This window comes from Burkholderia sp. ABCPW 14 (genome assembly GCF_001523835.1).
Classification (GTDB): domain Bacteria; phylum Pseudomonadota; class Gammaproteobacteria; order Burkholderiales; family Burkholderiaceae; genus Burkholderia; species Burkholderia mayonis.
The window spans coordinates 40669-63463 of the sequence record NZ_LOVS01000017.1; the positions used below are offsets into that span (position 1 = coordinate 40669).

The window sequence follows — 22795 nt, forward strand, 5'->3', positions numbered from 1 at the left end:
TCCTCTGGCTTATGCGGCGAGCTTCGAGATGTCGGCGACGCAGTTCATCTGCTGATGCAGCGCGGACAGCAGCGCGAGCCGGTTCGCGCGCAGCGCGGGGTCCTCGGCGTTGACCATCACGTCGTTGAAGAACGTGTCGACGGGCGCGCGCAGCGCGGCGAGCGCGGACAGGGCGCCCGTGTACGCGCGCGCCTCGAGCTGCGACTGCACGCGCGGCGTCACTTCGGCGAGTTGCGCGTGCAGCGCCTTCTCGGCCGGTTCGACGAAGAGGGTCGGCTGCACCGCGCCGTTCGCGCCGCTCTCCGACTTCTTCAGGATGTTCGAGATCCGCTTGTTCGCGGCCGCGAGCGCTTCGCTTTCGTCGAGGCGCGCGAACTCGCGCACCGCGTCGAGGCGCGCAACGATGTCGTCGAGGCGCGTCGGGTTCAGGCTCAGCACCGCGTCGACTTCGCCCGCCGAATAGCCGCGCTCGCGCAGCAGGCCGCGCAGGCGGTCGATGAAGAACGCGTAGATCGCGTCGGTCGATTCGGCCACGCCCGGCACCGCCGCGAAGCGTTCGTACGCGGTGCGCAGCAGCCAGACGAGATCGAGCGGAAGCTGCTTCTCGAGCAACAGGCGCAGCACGCCGAGCGCGTGGCGGCGCAGCGCGAACGGGTCCTTCTCGCCCGTCGGCGCGAGGCCGATGCCCCAGATGCCGACGATCGTCTCGAGCTTGTCGGCGAGCGCGACCGCCGTGCTGACGGGCGTCGTCGGCAGCGCGTCGCCGGAAAAGCGCGGCTGGTAGTGCTCGGTGCACGCGATCGCGACGTCTTCCGGCTCGCCGTCGTGGCGCGCGTAGTACGTGCCCATCGTACCCTGCAGCTCGGGAAACTCGCCGACCATGTCGGTCAGCAGGTCGGCCTTCGCGAGACGGGCCGCGCGGATCGCGATCGTCGCGTCGGCGCCGATCGCGGGCGCGATCTCGCCCGCGAGCGTCTCGAGGCGCTCGATGCGCGCGAGCTGCGAGCCGAGCTTGTTGTGATAGACGACGTTCGCGAGGAGCGGCACGCGGTCGGCGAGCGGCTTCTTCTTGTCCTGCTCGAAGAAGAACTTCGCGTCGGCGAGGCGCGGGCGCACGACGCGCTCGTTGCCTTCGATGATCTCGCTCGGCGTCTTCGTCTCGATGTTCGACACGATCAAAAAGCGCGAGCGCAGCTTGCCCGCCGCGTCGGTGAGCGCGAAGTACTTCTGGTTCGTCTGCATCGTGAGGATCAGGCACTCCTGCGGGACCTGCAGGAATTCGTCCTCGAAGCGGCACGGATAGACGACGGGCCATTCGACGAGCGACGTCACTTCGTCGAGCAGCGCTTCCGGCATCACGACCTCGTCGCCTTGCGCATGCGCATCGAGCTGCGTGCGGATCGCGTCCTTGCGGCCCGCGAAGTGCGCGATCACGCGGCCCTTCTCGCGCAGCGTGTCCGCGTACGCGCTTGCGTGCTGGATCGCGACGAGGCCGTCCGACAGGAAGCGGTGGCCGAGCGTCGTGTCGCCCGCGTCGATGCCGAATGCGCAGACGGGCACGATGCGTTCGTCGTGCAGCACGGTCAGGCGGTGCACGGGGCGCACGAACTGGACGTCGGTGCCGTCCGGGCGCTGATAGGTCATCACCTTCGGAATCGGCAGCTTCGCGAGCGTTTCGTCAAGCGCGGCCTGCAGGCCGTCGGCGAGCGACGCGCCGGGCGCCGCGTAGTTGACGAAGAATGCTTCGGCCTTGCCGTCGTGCGCGCGCTCGAGATCGGCGATCGACAGGTTCGGGTGGCCGAGCGCCGCGAGCTTCTTCGCGAGCGGCGCGGCCGGCTTGCCTGCCGCGTCGAGCGCCACCGACACCGGCAGCACTTTTTCGCGGACCTGCTTTTCCGGCGCGACGGCGCGCACGTTCTGCACGACGACGGCCAAGCGTCGCGGCGTCGCGTAGCGTTCGAAGGCGAGCTCGCCCTCGATCAGGTCGCGCGCGGCGAGACGTTGCGCGATGCCTTCGGCGAACGCGTCGCCCAGGCGCGCGAGCGCCTTCGGCGGCAGCTCTTCGGTCAGCAGTTCGACGAGCAGCGGAGCGGGATGGTTTTGCGTCATGGTGTGAAGAATCTCGTCAGTCCTGATCGATCTTGCGTTCGGCCTTCAGCGGCGGCGCCCATGCGGGCTGCGCGGCCTCCTGCGCGTCGGTGGTCAAGCCCGGCACGCCCGGCACCGGGTTGCCGATCATCGGGAAGCCGAGCTTTTCGCGCGAATCGTAGTACGCCTGCGCGACGAGCCGCGACAGCGCGCGGATGCGGCCGATGTACGCTGCGCGCTCGGTCACGGAGATCGCGCCGCGCGCGTCGAGCAGGTTGAACGTGTGGCCCGCCTTCAGCACGAGTTCGTACGCGGGCAGCGCGAGCTGCGCTTCGATCATCCGCTTCGCTTCGGCTTCGTAGCTGTTGAAGAACGTGAAGAGCAGGTCGACGTTCGCCTGCTCGAAGTTGTAAGTCGATTGCTCGACTTCGTTCTGGTGATAGACGTCGCCGTAGGTCAGGCGGCGAAGCTCGGGGCCGTTCGGGCCTTGCTCTTCCCACTCGGTCCAGATCAGGTCGTAGACGTTCTCGACCTTCTGCAGGTACATCGCGAGGCGCTCGAGGCCGTACGTGATTTCGCCGAGCACCGGCTTGCAGTCGAGGCCGCCCACTTGCTGGAAGTACGTGAACTGCGTGACTTCCATGCCGTTCAGCCAGACTTCCCAGCCGAGGCCCCACGCGCCGAGCGTCGGGTTCTCCCAATCGTCCTCGACGAAGCGCACGTCGTTCTGCTTCAGATCGAAGCCGAGCGCTTCCAGCGAGCCGAGGTACAGGTCGAGGATGTTCTCCGGCGCCGGCTTCAGCACGACCTGGTACTGGTAATAGTGCTGCAGGCGGTTCGGGTTCTCGCCGTAGCGGCCGTCCTTTGGGCGGCGCGACGGCTGCACGTACGCGGCGCGCCACGGCTCGGGGCCGATCGCGCGCAGGAACGTGTGCACGTGCGACGTGCCGGCGCCGACTTCCATGTCGATCGGCTGGAGCAGGGCGCAACCCTGCCTGTCCCAATAGGACTGGAGCGTCAGGATGATTTGCTGAAACGTAAGCATGAGAGGCCTTCGTGGCGCTGGGCGCTCTGCTTCGGGCGGCTGGCGCGAGCGAGGTTCGCGCCGGCCGCTCGCGCGGCGCGCGGCTTGGGTCTGTGCTAAAACGTGCAATTTTACCGGATCGGCGGGCAGGTGCGGCCGGAACGGGGTGGGGCAGCCCTCCATACGCGTTCGCGGGCGCGAAAATCGCGGGAAAACGTGCGGTAGCGCGGGGCGGTGCGCACGGCGCACGGCGCACGGCGGCAGGCCTCCGCGACGGATCGTGTGTCGGGCATTCGCTCGGGCGCGCATGCCGGCCGGGCGACGCGGCGAAGCCCTCGTCGCATTTTCGAGATGCCGGGCGATGTCGAGCCGGTAAGATGGAGCGCTTCCGGCGCCGCGAGGTGCGCCACGCTGTCACCGTGACGATCGATCATGTCTTCAGCCGCATCCAGTCCGAATGTTCCGCTCGTGCCGCCGCTCATCGCGATGCTGCGCCGGTCGCTCGACGCCGGCGGCGACGCCCGCGCGATCTGGCTCGAGGCCGCCCGCCTGCTGCATCCCGTGGACGACTGCGCCATCCCGCAACTGACGATGGCGCTCCTCGGCGCAGGGCGCACGGACGACGCAGTCGAACTTGCGGGCCTCTACGACGCACTCGCGCCGACGTCGCCCGCCGCCGCGTTCAATCACGGCTACGCGCTGCAGTATGCGGGGCGGCATGCGGATGCGATTTCGCCCTACCGGCGGGTATTGGCTGTCGCGCCCGCGTGGCCGTCGCTGAAGAACAACCTCGCGGTTGCCGTCCGAATGACGGGCGGCGATGCGGCGGAGGAGCTTGCGCTGCTCGAAGGGGCGGCGGCCGACGCGCCGTCGGCGCCCGATGCATGGATCAATCTCGTCATCGCGCGGCTGCGCGGCTGCGACCTGCCGGGCGCGCTCGACGCGTCGGCGAAGGCGCTCGCGCTCGCGCCCGACAGCCCGCTCGCGCTCAACAACGCGGCGATGGCGTACAAGGAGGCGCAGCGCTGGGACGACGCCGCACGCGTCGCGGCGCGCGCCAGCGAGCGCGATCCCGATAATGCGTCGCATCGCTTCAACCTCGCGCTGATTCATCTCGCGCGCGGCGACTATGCGGCCGGCTGGCCGGCGCACGAGGTGCGCTGGAGCGGCGCGCCCGAGCTGCGCGGCAAGCTGCCCGCGCTGCCCGGCCCGCGCTGGCGCGGCGAGCCGCTCGCGGGCAAGACGCTGCTCGTGTGGGGCGAGCAGGGAATGGGCGACTTGCTGCAGTTCGCCCGCTTCGTGCCGGCGCTCGCCGAGCGCGTGCATCGCGAAGGCGGGCGGCTCGAGTGGAATTCGTTTCCGCAGATGGGCGATCTGCTCGTGCGCAGCCTGGGCGCGCACGTCGACGGTTATCGTGCGGGCGGCGGCGTCGCCGAGCTGCAGCCGTTCGACTATGAGATTCCGCTGATGAGCGTGCCGTGGATGCTCGGGCTCGGCGACGCGCTGCTCGGCGACACCGTGCCGTATCTGCGCGCGGACGACGCGGCGCTCGGCGGGTGGCGCGAGCGCTTCGCCGCGTCGGCGCCGGTGGGCGCAGCGCCGCTGCGCGTGGGGCTCGCGTGGACGGGCAGCCTCACGCATCAGCGCAATCCGTTCCGGCGCGTCGGCCTCGACCGGTATGCCGCCGCGTTCGGCGGGGTCGGCGGCGTGACGTTTCATTCGCTGCAGCCGGGCGCGTCGGCGGATGTCGAGGCGGCGCGCGCGGCGGGCTTTCCGATCGTCGACGAGACCGCCGAGCTGCGCACGTTCGACGATACGGCGGCCTACGTCGGCGCGCTCGATCTGGTCGTGAGCGTCTGCACATCGGTTGCGCATCTGAGCGGCGCGCTCGGGCGGCCGACGTGGGTGCTGCTCGACGTCAATCCGCACTGGGTGTGGCAGCTCGAGCGGCGCGACAGTCCGTGGTATCCGAGCGCGACGCTGTATCGTCAGCGCGCGTTCGCGCGCTGGGAGCCGGTGATGGAGGAGGCGGCGCGCGATCTGCGCGAATGGGCGCAGCGCGCGCGCTGAGGCGGGAAAGCCGGCCGGCCATCTGCGCGGGCGGGCCGACGATGGCCGCGCGCCCGCGCCGACGGCGTCAGCCGCGCCGGCGAAGCCCCGGCCCGAACGCGAAGCCGAATGCGAGCAGCAGCAGCGACAGCGCGAGCACCGTCGCATTGCCGCTCGTCACGTACGGCGTGCGGCCGGCGGTGCCTTCGATCCGCACGTCCAGCGAGCCGATCGTGTACGGCTTCAGCTGGCCGAGCACGCGCCCCTGCGCGTCGATCGCGGCCGTCATCCCGGTGTTCGTCGCGCGCAGCATCGGCCGGCCCGTCTCGAGCGAGCGCATCCGCGCGATCTGCAGGTGCTGGTCGAGCGCGATCGTGTCGCCGAACCACGCGAGGTTCGTCACGTTGACGAGCACGCCGGGCGACACCGGATTGTCGCGGATCGTCGCCGCGATCTGTTCGCCGAAAATGTCTTCGTAGCAGATGTCCGCCATCACCGGCTGGTTGCGCACGATGAACGGCTGCTGGACCGGCGCGCCGCGCGCGAAATCGCCGAGCGGCATCTTCATCAGGTCGACGAACCAGCGAAAGCCCCACGGGATGAACTCGCCGAACGGCACCAGATGATGCTTGTCGTAGCGGTAGATGTCGCGCGAATGCGGCGTCACGCCGTACAGGCTGTTCGTGTAGTCGACGATCCGGCCGTCGGCCGTCACCGTGCCGCCGACCGCGCCGAACAGCACCGCCGTGTCGGTCGTGTCGCTGAAATTGCGCACCGCGCGTGCGAACGGCTCGGGCAACTCCTGGATCAGCACCGCGATCGCCGTCTCCGGCGTGACGATCAGATCAGCGGGCTTGTCGGTGATCATCTTCTGATACATCTCGATCGCGGCCTTGATGCCCGCTTCCTCGAACTTGATGTCCTGCTTCACGTTGCCTTGCAGCAGGCGCACGGTGAGCGGCGCGTTCGCGGGCACGGTCCACGGCACGAGCGCGAGCAGCGGGCCGATCGCGATGAACGCGACGGCCGCGAGCGCCGGCGCCGCGACGTGCGGCGCGCGGGACGACCGCGGCGCGGCGGCCGCTTTTGCGTCGGCATCGCTGTTTTCGCCGCGGTTGCCGTCGCCGCGCGCACGGGCGATCGCCTGCACGACGAGCGCCGCGACGAGCGCGAGCACCCAGCCGATCCCGTAGACGCCGACGATCGACGCATACCCGGCAAGCGGCCCGTCGACCTGCGCATAGCCGCTCGCGAGCCACGGGAAGCCGGTGAGCACGGTGCCGCGCAGGTATTCGCCGACGGCCCACGCGCTCGCGAATGCGAATGCGCCGTGCCAGGTCGGCGAGAACGGGCGCGGGTCGGCCGCGCGGCCGTTTTGCGCGTGTCCTGCGCAGAACGACCAGAGGCCCGCCGAGAACGCCGGATAGATCGACAGGTACAGGCAGAACAGCACGAGCGCGCCGCCCGCGAGCGGCGCGGCCATCTCGCCGTACACGTGCATGCTGATGTAAAGCCACCAGATGCCGGTGATGAAGTTGCCGAAGCCGAACGCGCCGCCCGTGGCCGCCGCGTGCTTCCAGCTCGTCGTGCGCGTGAGCTGCGCGAAGAGCCACGCGAATACGACGAGCTGCAGCCAGCCGCCGTGCGGCGTCGGCGCGAACGTCAGCGTGTTGGCCGCGCCCGCGAGGAGCGCGGCCGGATAGTGCCAGACGGGCAGCGCGCGGCCGCGCGCCGAAGAGGAGACGCTCGGTTGCGAGCGGGTCGAGATCGGTTCGGCCATGCGTTGCGTCGGGAGAGCGGGTTGGGGAAACGGGCGGGCGGCGCGTCAGTCTTCGCCGGCCGAGCTGCTGCGCCGGCCCGCGAGCGGCGCGCGGCGCACGAGCAGCACGTGGATCTGGCGAGCGTCGCCGCGCTGGATCTCGAACAGCAGGTCGCCCAGACGCACCTTCTCGCCGCGATGCGGGACGCGGCCGAAATGGTGCGTGATGAGGCCGCCGATCGTGTCGACTTCCTCGTCGGAGAAATCGGTGCCGAACGTTTCGTTGAACTGCTCGATCTCGGTCAGCGCGCGCACGCGGTAGCGGCCGTCCGGCGCGGCGATGATGTTGCCGGCTTCCTCGTCGAAATCGTATTCGTCCTCGATGTCGCCGACGATCTGCTCGAGCACGTCCTCGATCGTGATGAGGCCCGCGACGCCGCCGTATTCGTCGACGACGATCGCGAGGTGGTTGCGGTTCACGCGGAAGTCGTGCAGCAGCACGTTCAGCCGTTTCGATTCGGGGATGAAGACGGCGGGGCGCAGCATCCCGCGCACGTCGAATTCATCTTCCGCGTAGAAGCGCAGCAGGTCCTTGGCCAGCAGGACGCCGATCACGTTGTCGCGATTGTCTTCGTACACCGGGTAGCGCGAGTGCGCCTTCTCGAGCACGAACGGGATGAAATCCTCGGGCTTGTCGGCGATGTTGAGCGCGTCCATCTGGGCGCGGGGCACCATGATGTCGCGCGCGCACAGGTCGGACACCTGGAACACGCCTTCGATCATCGACAGCGAATCGGCGTCGATCAGGTTGCGTTCGTGCGCGTCCTGGAGGATTTCGAGGAGCTCGGCCCGCGAATCGGGCTCGGGCGAGATGAAGTCGGTCAGACGCTCGAGCAGCGAGCGTTTTTCATGCGGTTTGTCGGAGGATTTTCGACTGGGATACGAATCGTTCATGGTGGTGCGCCCCGCGAATCGGAGGCGCGCTGTCACGGAATTGGGAAGGATACACCAAGGTCATGGCGCGGCCGTGTCGACGGGCGTCCGCGCGAGCCGAAGCGGCTTTTCGCGCGATTCCGGCCAGACGGCGCGGCCTTGGGCGTGCCCTCATCGTAGCGCAGAAACAGGCGCGCGGGCAGCGGCGGAAAAAAAGCGGCGGATGGGACGAGATGCCGCGGCGTGCCGCGGAGCGCGTCGCCGGCGCGACGGGATGTGCGTCGGCGCGGCGATGCCCATGGTCGACGGGACGGGCGCAGGGTGGGCAACAGTGCTGCACGGCAGGAAGGGGCGTGGCCCGCCGCGGCAGGAAGCCGTGCGGCGAGGCAGGCTGCCAGGTCGGCCCGAAGGGACGCGGCGCGGCGAGACGAATTGCATGGCCGATCGCGCGGGAAGCCGGGCGGGACGTGAATTTCGCGAGGCAGGCGGGCGATGCGGGTTCGTGGAGCCGGTCGCCGGAACGTTGCGGGGAGATGTTTTGCGGCGAGACGTGGCGGGGAGACCGCGCGTGCGACCGGCATCGCCGGGGCATACGGCCGGGAGCCCGATTCGTAACGGCGCGCGATGCCGGCCCGTTTCGCGCGCCGATCCGGCGAGATGCCGGCAGCGATTTACCGGCAGCGAACTACCGGCAGAGAACTACCGGCAGCGCGCGAGCAGCGCCTCGAGCGCCCGGTCGGGCATTCCGCTATCGCGCAGCGCATCGACGGTGCGGCTCACGTAGTCGAGCGTCGTGCCGTAGCGGCCGCTCGCACAGTCGAACACGGCCTTCACGACGTCGTCGGTCAGCTTGCCGGTGTAGGTCGGGACGTCCCGCCGCATCACGAACGCGAGCGCGCTGACCCGCTCGCCGCCCGCGAGCGCGCACGGCAGCCACGCGGGACGGTACGAGCCCATCGCCATCTCGCGCCGCCACAGCGCTTCGAGGTGCGGCATCGCGGTGCGGCCGGCGAGCCGGAACGCGAGCCCCGTGCACGAGCCGCCGCGGTCGAGCGCGAGCACGAGCCCCGGCTGCTCGGGCGTGCCGCGGTTCACGCGCGACCACAAGTAGAGCCCGCGGTGGTAGCCGTGAACCTTTCCGCGCAACGCCTCGACGGCCGGCATGCCTGGGTTCCAGATCAGCGAGCCATAGCCGAACAGCCACAGATCGCTCGTGCGATCCCAGCCGGCGAGCGTCGCGCCGAGCGACGCCGCGAGTTCGTCGTCGCTCAGGTAGCGCGCTTCGCCGAGCGATGGAGGGTAGGGGCGGCGGGTGGGAGCGGGTGCGAGGCGGCTCACGGCGGGCGGGGCGGCGCGAATCAGCGGTACGGATTCGGAAAGCCGAGCTTCGCGAGGATGTCGATTTCGAGCGCTTCCATCTCGGCCGCGTCTTCCTCGCCGCGCTCGTGGTCGTAGCCCTGCGCATGCAGCGCGCCGTGCACGAGCAGGTGCGCGTAATGCGCGACGAGCGTCTTGCCCTGCTCGCGCGCTTCCTTTTCGACGATCGGGCAGCACAGCACGAGGTCCGCGACCGTGACGCCGTCCGGCTCCTCGCCGTACGCGAAGGTCAGCACGTTGGTCGCGTAGTCCTTGTGCCGATAGCTGTCGTTGAGCGCGCGCCCTTCGTCCGCGCCGACGAAGCGCACGGTGAACTGCGCATCGGAAAAGATCGCGGGCTCGAGCCATTCGGCGATCACCTTGCGCTTCGGCAGCGACTTGCGCTGCGCGTCGCCGACCTCGTCGCCGTACTGGACCGCGAGGTCGAGTTCGGGCTCGCGCGCCTGTGCTTCGCCGTCGGCTTCGTCGTGCGCGAAGTCCGGGTTCTCGTCGGCGTTGACCTCGACGGTCACGCTGTCGTAGTGCTCGGGGCGCAGCGCGATCGTCGCGCGCAGCGACGGATCCGTGTGCTGCGCGACGATCGCGACCGCCGCGTCGCCCGAACTGCCGGACAGGTCGAACATCAGGCTGCGGCCGTCGGCGAAGTCGACGCGCAGCGCCTGCGCATCGACTGTCTTGACTTTGCCATTCGCGTCGAGCAGCGACAGGCGAGGGAACGCGGGTTGCGCCGCGTCGGCGCGTACGGATTTTGAGGAACGGGACGATTTCATGACGCTTGCGTCGGTTTGAACGCGGTTGAGGATACACCAAACGGACGGGCGTCCGGAGCGCCGTTAGGCAGGATCGCCGGAAGTGGGGAATGCGCCGGCGCGCGGCGGTCGGGCGACTCGAAGGGCGGCGTGCGGCCGGCGTTCGGCGACGGGTGAGGGCCTGAAAACGGTCGGCTGTTCGGTCGGCGTTTCGCCGATGCAAGGTGCGCGCGGAATCGGGCGATCGTCGCACGGGTGCCGCACCAGCCGGTACGCGAACGGCGCTCGATCGTCGCCGGATCGGCCGGCAGGTGTCGCGAGGTTGGGATTTCGATCGACATGCGCGCGGCCGAGCGCCGCTGCGGTCTATGCTGCCGAGCGAACGAGCGAACGAGCGAACGAGCGAACGAGCGAACGAGCGAACGAGCGAACGAGCGAACGAGCGAACGAGCGAACGAGCGAACGAGCGAGCGACGCAAAGCGAACGCTGCCTGGACAGACTGCGTGTGCCGCTCGTCACCCGACGCGGGCGATCGCGCAAGCGGCCGCCGATCGAACCGATTCCACCGAGCCCGTTCGCCCCCGCTTACTCGTCCTGGTGCTGCGCGTGGAACTCGTCGTAGGCCTCGACGATTCGCGCGACGAGCGGATGCCGGACGACGTCCGCGCTCGTGAAGCGCGTGAGCGCGATGCCGCGCACGCCGGAGAGCACCTGCTGCGCTTCGACGAGCCCGCTCTTGTGCCCGCGCGGCAGGTCGACCTGGCTCGTGTCGCCCGTGACGACCGCCTTCGAGCCGAAGCCGATCCGCGTGAGGAACATCTTCATCTGCTCGGGCGTCGTGTTCTGCGCCTCGTCGAGGATGATGAATGCGTGGTTCAGCGTGCGGCCGCGCATGTACGCGAGCGGCGCGATCTCGATCATCTGCCGCTCGAACATCTTCGCGGTCTTGTCGAAGCCGAGCAGATCGTAGAGCGCGTCGTAGAGCGGCCGCAGGTACGGATCGACCTTCTGCGCGAGGTCGCCCGGCAAAAAGCCGAGCCGTTCGCCCGCCTCGACGGCCGGACGCGTCAACACGATGCGCTTGACCTGGTCGCGCTCGAGCGCGTCGACCGCGCACGCCACCGCGAGATAGGTCTTGCCGGTGCCCGCCGGCCCGACGCCGAGCGTGACGTCGTGCGACAGGATCTGCTTCAGGTATTCGCGCTGCGCGGGCGTGCGGCCGCGCAGGTCCGCGCGGCGCGTGTAGAGCTTCGGCGCTGTCTCGTCGACGTACGGTTCTTCGTCGATGCGCACGACGGGCTCGTCGAACGGATGATCCGGATCGCCGCGAAAGCGCACGTCGACTTCGGGCTCGCCTTCGCCATTGCCGTTGCGGCGCGGGTTGCCCGGGTGGCGCGCCTCGACGAGCGCGAGCTGGATGTCGTCGACCGACAGCGGATCGCGTGCGCGGTTGTAGAAATCTTCGAGCGCAGCGAGCGCGGTTTTCGCGGCGCGGCCGCGGATCGCGATCCGGTGGCCGCGCCGTGACAGCGTCACGTCGAGCGCCTGTTCGATCTGCCGCAGATTTTCGTCGAGCGGGCCGCAGAGGTTCGCGAGGCGTGCGTTGTCGTCGCGCGGCGCGGTGAATTCCAGTGCTTGAGCGGTCTTCAAAGTGGCGTCGGGTTCCTGTTGGGCGTTCAGTGCGTGGCGGCGCTCGCGTCGTCGCGCGCGAGCACGAGCTCGCCGCGCAGCGAGTGCGGATACGCGTGATTGATCTTCACGTCGATCATCTGGCCGATCAGGCGCGGGTGCGACGCGAGCGGTGCCGGGAAGTTCACGACCCGATTGTTCTCGGTGCGGCCCGCGAGTTCGTTCGGGTCCTTGCGCGACGGCCCTTCGACCAGAATGCGCTCGACCCGGCCGACCATCGACTGGCTGATGCGTACGACGTTCTCCTCGATCGTCGCCTGCAGATGTTGCAGGCGTTTGAGCTTGAGCTCGCGCGGCGTGTCGTCGGCGAGGTTCGCGGCCGGCGTGCCGGGACGCGGGCTGTAGATGAACGAGAAGCTCGTGTCGTAGCTCATCTCGCGGACGAGCGCCATCGTCTTGTCGAAGTCGGCCTCGGTCTCGCCGGGGAAGCCGACGATGATGTCCGTCGACAGCGACAGGTTCGGGCGGATCGCGCGCAGCTTGCGGATCACCGACTTGTACTCGAGCACCGTGTAGCCGCGCTTCATCGCCATCAGGATGCGGTCGGAGCCGTGCTGGACGGGCAGGTGCAGGTGGTCGACGAGCTTCGGCACTTTCGCGTAGGCATCGAGCAGGCGCTGCGTGAATTCCTTCGGATGCGACGTCGTATAGCGAATCCGCTCGATGCCGGGAATGTCGGCGACGTATTCGATCAGCGTCGCGAAATCGGCGATGTCGTGCGCCCCGAAGGAAGCCCCCTTGGGGGGCGAGCCGGCCGTCAGCGCGCCGCGGTATGCGTTCACGTTCTGGCCGAGCAGCGTCACTTCGCGCACGCCCTGGTCGGCGAGGCCGGCGATTTCGGTCAGCACGTCGTCGAGCGGACGCGAGACTTCGTCGCCGCGCGTGTACGGCACGACGCAATAGCTGCAGTACTTGCTGCAGCCTTCCATGATCGACACGAACGCGCTTGGGCCTTCGACGCGCGCGGGCGGCAGGTGATCGAACTTCTCGATTTCGGGGAACGTGATGTCGACCTGCGCGCGCCCGCTCGCGCGGCGCGCGTCGATCATCTGCGGCAGGCGGTGCAGCGTCTGCGGGCCGAACACGAGGTCGACGTACGGCGCGCGCGCGACGATCGACGCGCCTTCCTGGCTCGCGACGCAGCCGCCGACGCCGATCAGCAGATCCGGCTTCGCCTCCTTCAGCTCGCGCACGCGGCCGAGATCGGAGAACACCTTCTCCTGCGCTTTCTCGCGCACCGAGCAGGTGTTGAACAGGATGATGTCCGCGTCTTCGGGGGAGTCGGTCTTTTCGAGGCCTTCGGACGCATTGAGCACGTCGACCATCTTGTCGGAGTCGTACTCGTTCATCTGGCAGCCGAAGGTCTTTACGTAAACTTTCTTGGTCATGAGGATTCGCCGTTCGCAGTGGTTGACCTGGGGGCGTCGTTCAAAGTGGATCGGGGGACGGATCGGCGCGCCGCCAGCCGTGCGAAAGCGCGGGCCGCGTACGGAAAGATGCCGCCGGGAAAGCTTTTTATTATAGCTTTTCGGGCTCCGCGGGGCGGGCGGCGGCGCGTCGCGCGGCGAGGACGGCGCTCGCTGGGTCGCGCCGAGGGCGGCGACCGGTCGGCGGCGTGTTTGCGCGACCGAGGGGATGTTCACGGCGGCGCGCGGTTCTCGTGCTGGAAGCACGGAAGCACGGAAGCAGGAAAGCGAATCCATGATCGAAGAGGCGCGAAGCCGAACGCCCCCGCGTCACCGGCACGCGTTCAGCAGATCCTCGAGCGCCACCTCCTCCTTCGCGAAGCGCTCGACGAGGAAATCGAGCAGCACCCGCACGCGCGGCGCCATGTAGCGCTTGCCGTGATAGATCGCGTGCAGCGGCGCGTCGTGATGCCGCCACTCGGGCAGCAGCACTTTCAGCCGGCCCGCGCGGACGTCGGCGGCGATGTCCCAGATCGATTTCAGCGCGATTCCGTAGCCGCGGATCGTCCATTCGCGCGTCAGGCCGCCGTCGTTCGTTTCGTGCGCATTCGCGAGCGGCACCGTGTAGGTTTGCGTGTCGTCGCCACGCGTGAAGCGCCAGACGTTGATCGGCCCGGATGCGACCGTAATCACGTTGCACGGAAAGCGGGCCAGATCGAGCGGGTCCTTCGGCGTGCCGTGCTTGCCGACGAACGCGGGCGATGCGCACAGCACGCGTCGGTTCGCCGCGAGCCGCCGCGCGATCAGCGCGCCGTCGGGCGGCGCGGCGAAGCGGATCGCGAGATCGATCTCGTCCTGCCACAGGTTCGACGACGAATCCGACGCCGTCACCGCGAACGTCACGTCCGGGTAGCGCACATTGAATTCGTCGAGCCAGTCGAGCAACTGGTTGCGCCCGAAATCCGACGTCGACGACAGCCGCACCTTGCCGCTCACGACGTTGCGGCCTTCGTGCAGCATCGCGTCGGCATCGTCGAGCGCCTGCAGCGCCTGCCGGCAGCAGTTCAGGTACAGGCGGCCCTCGTCGGTGAGCCGCAGCCGCCGCGTCGAGCGCTCGAAGAGGCGCGTCGACACCTTCGCCTCCAGCTTCGCGAGCCGCGCGCTCGCGGCGGCGGGCGTCAGGTTCAGCTTGCGCCCGGCGGCCGACAGGCTGCCGAGCTCCGCCGCCTCGACGAACAGGCGGATATCGCCCAATCGATCCATGCGATTTTCACAAAATTTTTGAAAATGGTTCAAATGCTACGCCAATTATCAAAAATCTCGTGATTCGGGACAATGCGCGCTCATCAGGTCTTTTGATGCGGTGCGGCATGAGCCGCGCCGCGTCCCACACCCGGAGCGTCTCATGCCCCTACCGTTACTCGCGCTCGCGATCAGCGCGTTCGCCATCGGCACCACCGAATTCGTCATCATGGGCCTGTTGCCCGAGGTCGCGCGCGACCTCGCGGTCACGCTGCCGTGCGCGGGCCTCCTCGTGAGCGGCTATGCGCTCGGCGTCGCGGCGGGCGCGCCGCTCCTCGCCGTGCTCACGAGCAAGATGCCGCGCAAGGCGGCGCTGCAACTGCTGATGTCGATCTTCATCGCCGGCAACGTGCTGTGCGCGGTCGCGCAAGGCTACGGGATGCTGATGATCGCGCGCGTCGTCACGTCGTTCGCGCACGGCTCGTTCTTCGGCATCGGCGCGGTCGTCGCCGCGTCGCTCGTCCCCGTCGACAAACGCGCGAGCGCGATCGCGCTGATGTTCACCGGGCTCACGCTCGCGAACGTGCTCGGCGTGCCGTTCGGCACGTTCGTCGGCCAGATGTTCGGCTGGCGCGCGACGTTCTGGATCGTCGCGGCGCTCGGCGTCGCGTCGTTCGCCGGCATCGCGGCGCTCGTGCCGAAGCAGCGCGACGCGGCGGGCGCCGCGCTCGGCCGCGAGCTGCACGTGCTGAACGAGCCGCAGGTTTGGCTCGCGCTCGCGATGACGGTGCTCGGCTTCGGCGGCGTGTTCGTCGTATTCACCTACATCGCGCCGATCCTCGAGGACGTGACGGGCTTCTCGCCGCATTCCGTGTCGCTCGTCCTCGTGCTGTTCGGCGCCGGACTCACGGTCGGCAACGCGATCGGCGGCAAGCTCGCGGACCGCGCGCTGATGCCGTCGCTGATCGCGATCCTCGTCGCGCTGATCGTCGTGATGGCGGTGTTCGCGAAGACGAGCCATCTGCCCGTCGCGGCCGCCGTCACGGTGTTTGTCTGGGGGATCGCCGCGTTTGCGACGGTGCCGCCGCTGCAGGCGCGCGTCGTCGAGAAGGCCGCGCATGCGCCGAATCTCGCGTCGACGCTCAATATCGGCGCGTTCAATCTCGGTAACGCGGGCGGCGCGTGGCTCGGCGGCGTCGCGCTGTCGCACGGGATGCCGCTCGACGCGCTGCCGTGGCTCGCGGCCGTCGTCACGCTCGCGGCGCTCGCGGTCACGATGCTCGCCGCGCGGCTTGATACGCGCGTCTCATCGGGTGCGGCTGCAACGGCGCAATGACGCATCGCAAAACGCTGTCCTCTGCGATCCTGATAACAGTGTGAAGATAACTTTGTTTGACGGGCCCCGAGCGGATGTTAGTCTTGCCTCATCTGAAACCGCTGGGCTCGCTGCAGCCCTGGAGGCAACGTCATGCATTCTCCGTTGGCGCTCGTGCGCGATGTGTCTTCACTGGATGCCGCTTCCGCGGCCGACGCCGACGCGTCGCACGAGTCGTTCGATGGGCTCGAGCGGCTCGTCGGCGTGAACCTCGCGCGCTTGCGCGCGGAACGTCAGTTGTCGCTCGACGCGCTCGCGCGGCTTTCCGGCGTGTCGCGCGCGATGCTCGCGCAAATCGAATCGGCGCGCAGCGTGCCGTCGATCAAGGTGCTCTGCAAGGTCGCGGCCGCGCTGAAGGTGTCGGTCGCCGCGTTCCTGCGTCGGCATGCGGTCAACGGCTTCGAGCATCTGTGCGCCGAGCGCGCCGTGCGCGTCGTCAGTTCGAACGGGCGCTTCTCCGCGCGCGCGCTCTATCCGGAAGGCGAGCCGGCCGTCGCCGAATTCCACGAGCTGCGGATCGCGCCGCTGCACACCGAGCCCGGCTCGCCGCGCGCGCCCGGCACGAGCGTGAATCTTGTCGTCAGCGAAGGCACGCTCGAAGTCAGCATCCACGATCGCCGGCAACTGCTCGCCACGGGCGACGCGATCGTGTTCGACGCCGACCAGCCGTACACGCTGCGCAATCCCGGCGACACCGAGGCGCGCGCGTTCCGCGTGACGGTGAACGCCGAAGTGCCGCCGCGCTGGCACGTGCCGGCGTGACGCCGGCTGCGGCGCGCCTTTGCGCGTCGCGCGGTTTAGACGGCTTCGTCGGTAGGGTCTTGGCGGGTTCTCGCTGCGGCGGGCCCGCAGGTGTTGTATGCTTCACCCGCCGGTTCGTCCGGCAATCAGTGCGTCTTCAGGGCGGGGCGGAAATCCCCACCGGCGGTAGGTCGGCATGTTGCCGGCAAGCCCGCGAGCGCCCGCGCGATGCGCGGGGTCAGCAGATCTGGTCCGATGCCAGAGCCGACGGTCATAGTCCGGATGAAAGAAGATGTGCAGATGGTCATGTGCGCAGGTCTTGTCCGCTGCGCGCGCGGTGTCGTCCGCGCGGCGCGGAAGCGGTGTCGCGCTGTCTGTTTGCTAAGCCCTGAAACGTTTTTCGCCCAATTCTTTCCGCGAGGAGCGTTTCATATCATGTCGTTTCCGTTGCCTTCGAAGTCGGCGCCCGCCGACGCTTTCTCCGATCTCCCGTTGCTCGCTGCCGAACCGGTGCCGCCGCGCATCGCCGCTGCGCTCGCCGCGCTGCGCGAAGGGCGCGCGGTCGTGCTGCAGGACGACCACGACCGCGAGAACGAAGCCGATCTGATCGTCGCCGCCGAGCGGCTCACCGACGAGACGATGGCGCTCTTGATCCGCGAGTGCAGCGGCATCGTGTGCCTGTGCCTGACGGACGAGAGGGTGCGCGCGCTCGAGCTGCCGCCGATGGCCCAATTGAACGAGAGCAAGAACGGCACCGCGTTCACGGTGTCGATCGAGGCGCGCGTCGGCGTGTCGACGGGCGTGTCGGCCGCCGATCGCGTGACGACGATTCGCGCGGCGATCGCCGACGACGCGAGGCCGCACGACATCGTGCGCCCCGGCCATGTGTTCCCGCTGCGCGCGGCGCCGGGCGGCGTGCTCGCGCGGCGCGGCCATACCGAAGGCACCGTCGATCTCGCGATCCTCGCCGGGCTGAAGCCGGCCGGCGTGCTGTGCGAACTGATGAATCCGGACGGCACGATGACGCGCGGCGCGGACGTCGAGCGCTTCGCCGCGCAGCACGGGCTGCCGATGCTGACGATCGCCGAGCTCGTCGCGTTCCGCGAACGGCTCGCGGCGGCGCGCGAGCGCGAGCGCGAACGCGACGCGTGCTGCGAGGACGCCGCCTGATCGATTCCGTCCGATTCTGTCGGGAGGGTCGCATCCGGCGCGCAAGCCGCGCCGGATGCGAAGCGATATCGCGCGGCTACGACTGCACGTCGCCGAATTCGCCGCGCCTGCCCGCCTCGACGAGCGCGGGCAGCGCGTCCATCAAGCGCATGATCCGCGTGATGCCCATGTTGCGCAGCGCGTCTTCATAGCCGCCGGGGATGTGGCTCGCGCCGACGAACGCGATCGTCTTCATGCCGGCCGCGCGCGCCGCGTTCAGCCCTGACACGCTGTCCTCGACGACGATGCAGCGCGCCGGCTCGACGCCGAGCGTCTTTGCCGCGTGCAGGTACACGTCCGGATAGGGCTTTGGCCGCGCAACCTGCTCGGCGCTGAACACGCGCTCGCCGAACACGTCGGTGAGCGCCGCGCGCTTGAGCGAGCTGCGCACGCGCTCGAGCCGGCTGTTCGACACGACGGCCGCGGGCAGCGCGATCTTCGTCAGCGCGTCGCGCACGCCCGCGATCGGCGCGAGCCATTGCGCGAGGCCGATCTCGATGTTGTGGTCGATCGTCTCGAGGAAATCCGCCGGCATCGCGATGCCGTGACGCGTTTCGAGGCCGGCGAGAAAGCGCGACGTTTGCTGGCCGAACGCGGCTTTCGCGTCGGCCGTGAAATCGATCGTGGGGAACGCCGCCGACAGCGTGTCGAACAGCACGCGATCGGCGATCACTTCGCTGTCGACGAGCACGCCGTCGCAGTCGCAAATGAGGTGGTCGAGCATAGAAACAACGAAAAATGGGATGAGGCGACGAAGCGCCATGATACGTGCTTTGCCGCCGGCGGGCGCGCTTTGTCGGCGCCGGCGCACGATGCGGCGCGGCGCGCTGGCGGGCGGCGCTCGTTCGCTCGCGCCGACGCGGGTGCACAAGGGTGGCGGCGTGATGGCGAAGCCGCGAGGATGTCCGCGGCTACACGGGCGTGTCGCTCGCGAGCGACAGGAGGTGAGGCGCAAAACGAAAAACCCCCTCGCTCGGCGAGGCGCGAGGGGGCTTGCGACCGCAGTCGACGCGCGGCCTGGATGCGAACTCGGCGCGTCGCCGCGTCGCGGTCAGTGCGTCGTATGCAGATACAGATACAGGTTTGCCGCGAGCACGCCGCCGACGAGCGGCCCGAGCACCGGCACCCATGCATAGCGCCAGTCGCTGTCGCGCTTGCCCGGAATCGGCAGGAGCGCGTGCATGATGCGCGGCGACAGGTCGCGTGCGGGGCTCATCGCGTAGCCCGTCGGGCCGCCGAGCGAGATGCCGATGCCGAGCACGAGAAGGCCGACGGGCAGCGCGTCGAGCGCGCCGAGGCCGACTTGCGGCGACGCGAGGTACAGCACGCCGAGGATCAGCACGAACGTGCAGATCGCTTCCGTCAGCACGTTGTGCGTGACGCTGCGGATCGCGGGCGCCGTGCAGAACGCGGCGAGCTTCAGATCGGGATCGGCTTCCTTGGCGAAGTGCTGGCGATACGCGAGCCACACGAGGAACGCGCCCGCCATGCCGCCCAGCATCTGCGACGCGATGTAGCCGCCCACCTTCGCCCACGCGAACTTGCCCGCGAGCGCGAGGCTGATCGTGACGATCGGATTCAGGTGCGCGCCGGAGAACGACGCGGTCACGTAGACCGCGACGAATACCGCCATCGCCCAGCCCATCACGATGACGATGAGGTCGGCGCCCTTACCCTTGGTTTTCGCGAGCAGCACGTTCGCAACAGCGCCGTTGCCGAGCAGCACGAGGAGAGCCGTGCCGATGAACTCCGCGATATATGGTGACATGATGTCGTCTCTCTACCGGTATGGCGGGCTCGCGGCTTGCGTCGCGCGGCCCGCCTGATTGTTGTGAATGTATGTATTGATTGGAGTTTGCTGCGGATGCCGAACGAACCGGCTCAGTGCGTGTCGTCCGCCCACGACTTCGCCGCGCGCACCGCGCGCTGCCAGCCGGCGAGGCACGCGGTGACCTGCTCGCTCTGCATCGACGGCGCGAAGCGGCGCTCGAGCTGCCATTGGCTGTGCAACTCGTCGACGTTCTCCCAATAGCCGATCGCGAGGCCCGCGAGATACGCGGCGCCGAGCGCGGTCGTCTCGGTGACGCGCGGACGCACTGTGTCCACGCCGAGCAGATCGGCCTGGAACTGCATCAGCAGGTTGTTCGCGCTCGCGCCGCCGTCGACGCGCAGCTCGCCGATCCGGATGCCCGAGTCGGCTTCCATCGCCTTCAGCACGTCGAGCGATTGATACGCGATCGAGTCGAGCGCCGCGCGCGCGAGGTGCGCGGACGTCGTGCCGCGCGTGACGCCGAAGAGCGACCCGCGGGCGCGCGCGTTCCAGTGCGGCGCGCCCAGGCCGGCGAACGCGGGCACGAGATAGACGCCGTCCGTGTGCGGCACGCCGCCTGCGAGCGTTTCGATCTCCGATGCGCTCTTGATGATCCCGAGCCCGTCGCGCAGCCATTGCACGACCGCGCCCGCGATGAAGATGCTGCCTTCGAGCGCGTAGTTGACCTTGCCGTCGACCTGCCACGCAATCGTCGTGACGAGGTTGTTCTGCGATTCGATCGGCTTCTCGCCGGTGTTCATCATCAGGAAGCAGCCGGTGCCGTAGGTGTTCTTCACCATGCCGGACGTCGTGCACATCTGGCCGAAGAGGGCGGCCTGCTGGTCGCCCGCGATGCCGGCAAGCGGGATCTTCGACGCGAACACCGTGGTTTTCGTCGGCCCGTAGATCTCGGATGACGCGCGCACTTCCGGCAGCATGCTGCGCGGGATTTCGAGCGCGTCAAGGAGCTCGTCGTCCCAGTCGAGCGTATGGATGTTGAAGAGCATCGTGCGCGACGCGTTCGTCACGTCGGTCACGTGCAGTTCGTGCTTCGTGAAGTTCCAGACGAGCCAGCTGTCGACCGTGCCGAACGCGAGCTTGCCCTGGCGCGCCTTCTCGCGCGCGCCCTCGACGTTGTCGAGAATCCAGCGGATCTTGGTGGCCGAGAAGTACGAGTCGATTGGCAGGCCGGTCTTCGCGCGGACTTTTTCGCTCAGGCCCTGCGCTTTCAGCTGGTCGCAGAAATCGGCGGTGCGGCGATCCTGCCAGACGATCGCGTTGTAGATCGGGTGGCCCGTTTCGCGATCCCAGACGATCGTCGTCTCGCGCTGGTTCGTGATGCCGATCGCGGCGATCGCCGTGCCGTTCAGGCCCACGCGCGTGACGGCTTCCGCCGCGACGCCCGCTTGCGTCGACCAGATCTCCTGAGGGTCGTGCTCGACCCAGCCCGGCTGCGGATAAATCTGCTCGAATTCCTTTTGCGCGATCGACACGATATTGCCTTGTCGATCGAACAGCATGGCGCGGGAGCTGGTCGTGCCCTGGTCGAGCGCGAGGATGTACTGATCCTGCATTTGTCTCATCTCCATCCGTACGTAGCGTACGTAGTTGTGATTGGCGCCGCGGGCGCGGCGCGTTCCCGGTGTTTCCTGTCGTCGTTCGTTGCTGCCGGCGTCGATGCGCGTCGATCAACGCGCGGCGCTCGCCGTTTCGCGCGCGGCGCCGAACCAGGCGTCGAGCGCGGCCGTCACGGTGTCGAGCGTGCCCGGCGCGACATGCAGGCCGAGCTTCGAACGCCGCCACAGCACGTCGTCCGCGCAGGTCGCCCATTCGGCGTCGCGCAGATAACGCAATTCCGCTTCATGAAGGCCGGGCGCGAGTTCGGCGCCGAGCTCGGCGAGCGACTTCGCGCGGCCGATCACGCGCTCGGCGCGCGTGCCGTACGCGCGCGCATAGCGGCGCGCGAGCGCGGCGGGCAGCCACGGATGGCGTTTCGCGAAGGCTTCGGCGAACGGCGCGAAGCGCGCGTCGGCGATGTCGCCGCCCGGTAGCGGCACGCCCGCCGTCCATGCGCCGCGCGACGTGCCGAGGGTGCTGCCCAGCATGTCGGTCGCCTCTTCGGCGAGCTTGCGGAACGTCGTGATCTTGCCGCCGAACACCGACAGGAGCGGCGCGGTCGCGCCGTCGTCCATCTCGAGGCGATAGTCGCGCGTGACGGCGGACGGGTTGTCCGCGTTCTCGTCTTCGAGGAGCGGGCGCACGCCGGAATAGGTCCAGCACACGTCGGCGGGCGAGATCTTACGCTTGAAATAGTGATTGATCGACTCGCACAGATAGCGCGTTTCGTCGCGGTCAATGGCGACGCGCGACGGATCGTCGTGATATTCGACGTCGGTCGTGCCGATCAGCGTGAAGTCGCGCTCGTACGGAATCGCGAAGATGATCCGCTTGTCCGGATTCTGGAAGATGTACGCGTGGTCGTGATCGAACAGGCGCCGCGTGACGATGTGGCTGCCCTTTACGAGGCGCACGCTGTGCTGCGCGCCGCGGCCGAGCGCGCCGTGCAGCACTTCGCCGACCCACGGGCCCGCCGCGTTCGCGATCGCGCGGGCGCGCACGTCGAGCGTCGAGCCGTCGGCGCGCCGAAGCTGCGCGCGCCATTCGCCGTCGCGGCGCTCGGCCGACACGAGCTTCGTGCGGGTGAGGATGCGCGCGCCGCGTTCCTGCGCGTCGAGCGCGTTCAGCACGACGAGCCGCGCGTCGTCGACCCAGCCGTCCGAATAGACGAAGCCGCGCTTGATCGAATCGATGAGCGGCGCGCCCGCCGGGTGGCGGCGCATGTCGATGCCGCGCGAGCCCGGCAGCAGTTCGCGCTTCGCGAGATGGTCGTACAGGAAGAGGCCGATGCGGATGAGCCACACGGGGCGCAGGTTCGGCATGTGCGGCATCACGAAGCGCAGCGGCCAAATGATGTGCGGCGCCGCGCGCAAGAGCGTCTCGCGTTCCTGCAGCGCCTTGCGCACGAGCCCGAACTCCTTGTACTCGAGGTAGCGCAGACCGCCGTGAATCAGCTTCGTGCTCGAGGAGGAGGTGTGCGACGCGAGGTCGTCCTGTTCGCACAGGAGCACCGACAGGCCGCGGCCGGCCGCGTCGCGCGCGATGCCCGCGCCATTGATCCCGCCGCCGACGACGAGCAGATCGTAACGATTCTGTTGAGTCACCCGCTGATCCTATCGTCCATATAACAGAAAATGAGCGAACCAAAAATGTTCGCATTCGAAATTTAACGAACATAATCGAAAAAGTAAAGTTCGCTTTTGGGGGCGGGTGGCGCAGCGCACGA

At 68.6% G+C, this 22795-nt stretch carries 17 protein-coding genes and 1 riboswitch; of the genes, 4 read left to right on the forward strand and 13 right to left on the reverse strand.

The features are described 5' to 3' along the window. Positions 1–9: 9 nt before the first annotated feature. Positions 10–2109, reverse strand: a complete 2100-nt coding sequence (gene glyS / locus WS62_RS03250; RefSeq protein WP_066567648.1) for a glycine--tRNA ligase subunit beta — start codon at positions 2107–2109, stop codon at positions 10–12. A gap of 16 nt (positions 2110–2125) precedes the next feature. Continuing rightward, positions 2126–3133, reverse strand: coding sequence for a glycine--tRNA ligase subunit alpha (gene glyQ / locus WS62_RS03255; protein ID WP_082720656.1), 1008 nt, complete (start codon positions 3131–3133; stop codon positions 2126–2128). Between the two features lie 411 nt (positions 3134–3544). Between glyQ and WS62_RS03260 the strand changes: the two genes are divergently transcribed. Next, positions 3545–5182: a tetratricopeptide repeat protein gene (locus tag WS62_RS03260; RefSeq protein ID WP_066567650.1), complete on the forward strand. Its 1638-nt coding sequence runs from the start codon at positions 3545–3547 to the stop codon at positions 5180–5182. Between the two features lie 67 nt (positions 5183–5249). Here the strand turns inward: WS62_RS03260 and lnt are convergent, their stop codons facing one another. The 7 genes from lnt to WS62_RS03295 all read right to left on the reverse strand — a co-directional run bounded on the left by lnt (position 5250) and on the right by WS62_RS03295 (position 14338). Further along, positions 5250–6941 (reverse strand): apolipoprotein N-acyltransferase, encoded by a 1692-nt coding sequence (gene lnt / locus WS62_RS03265; protein ID WP_066567652.1) that lies wholly within the window; start codon positions 6939–6941, stop codon positions 5250–5252. A gap of 45 nt (positions 6942–6986) precedes the next feature. Continuing rightward, positions 6987–7874: an HlyC/CorC family transporter gene (locus tag WS62_RS03270; RefSeq protein WP_066567668.1), complete on the reverse strand. Its 888-nt coding sequence runs from the start codon at positions 7872–7874 to the stop codon at positions 6987–6989. Between the two features lie 678 nt (positions 7875–8552). Continuing rightward, positions 8553–9191, reverse strand: a complete 639-nt coding sequence (locus tag WS62_RS03275; RefSeq protein WP_066567672.1) for a gamma-glutamylcyclotransferase — start codon at positions 9189–9191, stop codon at positions 8553–8555. A 20-nt stretch (positions 9192–9211) separates the two neighbouring features. Then, positions 9212–10000 (reverse strand): rRNA maturation RNase YbeY, encoded by a 789-nt coding sequence (gene ybeY / locus WS62_RS03280; RefSeq protein WP_066567674.1) that lies wholly within the window; start codon positions 9998–10000, stop codon positions 9212–9214. 565 nt (positions 10001–10565) lie between these two features. Further along, entirely contained in the window at positions 10566–11630 is a 1065-nt protein-coding gene (locus WS62_RS03285; RefSeq protein ID WP_066567676.1) for a PhoH family protein, read from the reverse strand. Positions 11631–11656: 26 nt separating this feature from the next. After that, the gene (gene miaB / locus WS62_RS03290) at positions 11657–13057 is read right to left on the reverse strand and encodes a tRNA (N6-isopentenyl adenosine(37)-C2)-methylthiotransferase MiaB (RefSeq protein WP_066567677.1); all 1401 of its coding nucleotides are present in this window, start codon (positions 13055–13057) and stop codon (positions 11657–11659) included. Between the two features lie 348 nt (positions 13058–13405). Next, positions 13406–14338, reverse strand: a complete 933-nt coding sequence (locus WS62_RS03295; RefSeq protein WP_066567678.1) for a LysR family transcriptional regulator — start codon at positions 14336–14338, stop codon at positions 13406–13408. 142 nt (positions 14339–14480) lie between these two features. On the opposite strand from WS62_RS03295, the gene WS62_RS03300 reads away from it, so the two are divergent. From WS62_RS03300 to ribB, 3 genes are all read left to right on the forward strand, one after another. Further along, entirely contained in the window at positions 14481–15653 is a 1173-nt protein-coding gene (locus tag WS62_RS03300; protein WP_066567679.1) for an MFS transporter, read from the forward strand. A gap of 132 nt (positions 15654–15785) precedes the next feature. After that, positions 15786–16454, forward strand: coding sequence for a helix-turn-helix domain-containing protein (locus WS62_RS03305; protein WP_066567680.1), 669 nt, complete (start codon positions 15786–15788; stop codon positions 16452–16454). A 128-nt stretch (positions 16455–16582) separates the two neighbouring features. Then, positions 16583–16731, forward strand: a riboswitch (FMN riboswitch). Positions 16732–16868: 137 nt separating this feature from the next. Next, complete coding sequence (ribB, locus tag WS62_RS03310; RefSeq protein ID WP_066567681.1) at positions 16869–17603, forward strand: 3,4-dihydroxy-2-butanone-4-phosphate synthase; 735 nt, start codon at positions 16869–16871, stop codon at positions 17601–17603. Between the two features lie 76 nt (positions 17604–17679). On the opposite strand, the gene WS62_RS03315 is transcribed toward ribB, so the two are convergent. From WS62_RS03315 to glpD, 4 genes are all read right to left on the reverse strand, one after another. Then, positions 17680–18366 (reverse strand): HAD family hydrolase, encoded by a 687-nt coding sequence (locus tag WS62_RS03315; protein ID WP_066567682.1) that lies wholly within the window; start codon positions 18364–18366, stop codon positions 17680–17682. 327 nt (positions 18367–18693) lie between these two features. Then, positions 18694–19410 carry an MIP/aquaporin family protein gene (locus WS62_RS03320; RefSeq protein ID WP_066495033.1) on the reverse strand — a complete coding sequence of 239 codons (717 nt, stop codon included), beginning with the start codon at positions 19408–19410 and terminating at the stop codon, positions 18694–18696. Between the two features lie 113 nt (positions 19411–19523). Further along, on the reverse strand, positions 19524–21026 hold the full coding sequence (gene glpK, locus WS62_RS03325) for a glycerol kinase GlpK (protein WP_066496067.1): 1503 nt from the start codon (positions 21024–21026) through the stop codon (positions 19524–19526). Positions 21027–21140: 114 nt separating this feature from the next. Beyond that, a complete protein-coding gene (glpD, locus tag WS62_RS03330; protein ID WP_066567689.1) occupies positions 21141–22673 on the reverse strand; it encodes a glycerol-3-phosphate dehydrogenase in 1533 nt (510 codons plus the stop codon). Between the last annotated feature and the right edge of the window lie 122 nt (positions 22674–22795).

What these genes read in the sequence shown, in the direction of transcription:
- ybeY (WP_066567674.1), bottom strand. Translation starts at nt 10,000, where the DNA reads ATGAAATCGTCCCGTTCCTCAAAATCCGTACGCGCCGACGCGGCGCAA.
- miaB (WP_066567677.1), bottom strand. Translation starts at nt 13,057, where the DNA reads ATGACCAAGAAAGTTTACGTAAAGACCTTCGGCTGCCAGATGAACGAG.
- glyS (WP_066567648.1), bottom strand. Translation starts at nt 2,109, where the DNA reads ATGACGCAAAACCATCCCGCTCCGCTGCTCGTCGAACTGCTGACCGAA.
- WS62_RS03305 (WP_066567680.1), top strand. Translation starts at nt 15,786, where the DNA reads ATGCATTCTCCGTTGGCGCTCGTGCGCGATGTGTCTTCACTGGATGCC.
- WS62_RS03300 (WP_066567679.1), top strand. Translation starts at nt 14,481, where the DNA reads ATGCCCCTACCGTTACTCGCGCTCGCGATCAGCGCGTTCGCCATCGGC.
- lnt (WP_066567652.1), bottom strand. Translation starts at nt 6,941, where the DNA reads ATGGCCGAACCGATCTCGACCCGCTCGCAACCGAGCGTCTCCTCTTCG.
- glyQ (WP_082720656.1), bottom strand. Translation starts at nt 3,133, where the DNA reads ATGCTTACGTTTCAGCAAATCATCCTGACGCTCCAGTCCTATTGGGAC.
- WS62_RS03315 (WP_066567682.1), bottom strand. Translation starts at nt 18,366, where the DNA reads ATGCTCGACCACCTCATTTGCGACTGCGACGGCGTGCTCGTCGACAGC.
- glpK (WP_066496067.1), bottom strand. Translation starts at nt 21,026, where the DNA reads ATGCAGGATCAGTACATCCTCGCGCTCGACCAGGGCACGACCAGCTCC.
- WS62_RS03260 (WP_066567650.1), top strand. Translation starts at nt 3,545, where the DNA reads ATGTCTTCAGCCGCATCCAGTCCGAATGTTCCGCTCGTGCCGCCGCTC.
- WS62_RS03295 (WP_066567678.1), bottom strand. Translation starts at nt 14,338, where the DNA reads ATGGATCGATTGGGCGATATCCGCCTGTTCGTCGAGGCGGCGGAGCTC.
- WS62_RS03270 (WP_066567668.1), bottom strand. Translation starts at nt 7,874, where the DNA reads ATGAACGATTCGTATCCCAGTCGAAAATCCTCCGACAAACCGCATGAA.
- WS62_RS03320 (WP_066495033.1), bottom strand. Translation starts at nt 19,410, where the DNA reads ATGTCACCATATATCGCGGAGTTCATCGGCACGGCTCTCCTCGTGCTG.
- ribB (WP_066567681.1), top strand. Translation starts at nt 16,869, where the DNA reads ATGTCGTTTCCGTTGCCTTCGAAGTCGGCGCCCGCCGACGCTTTCTCC.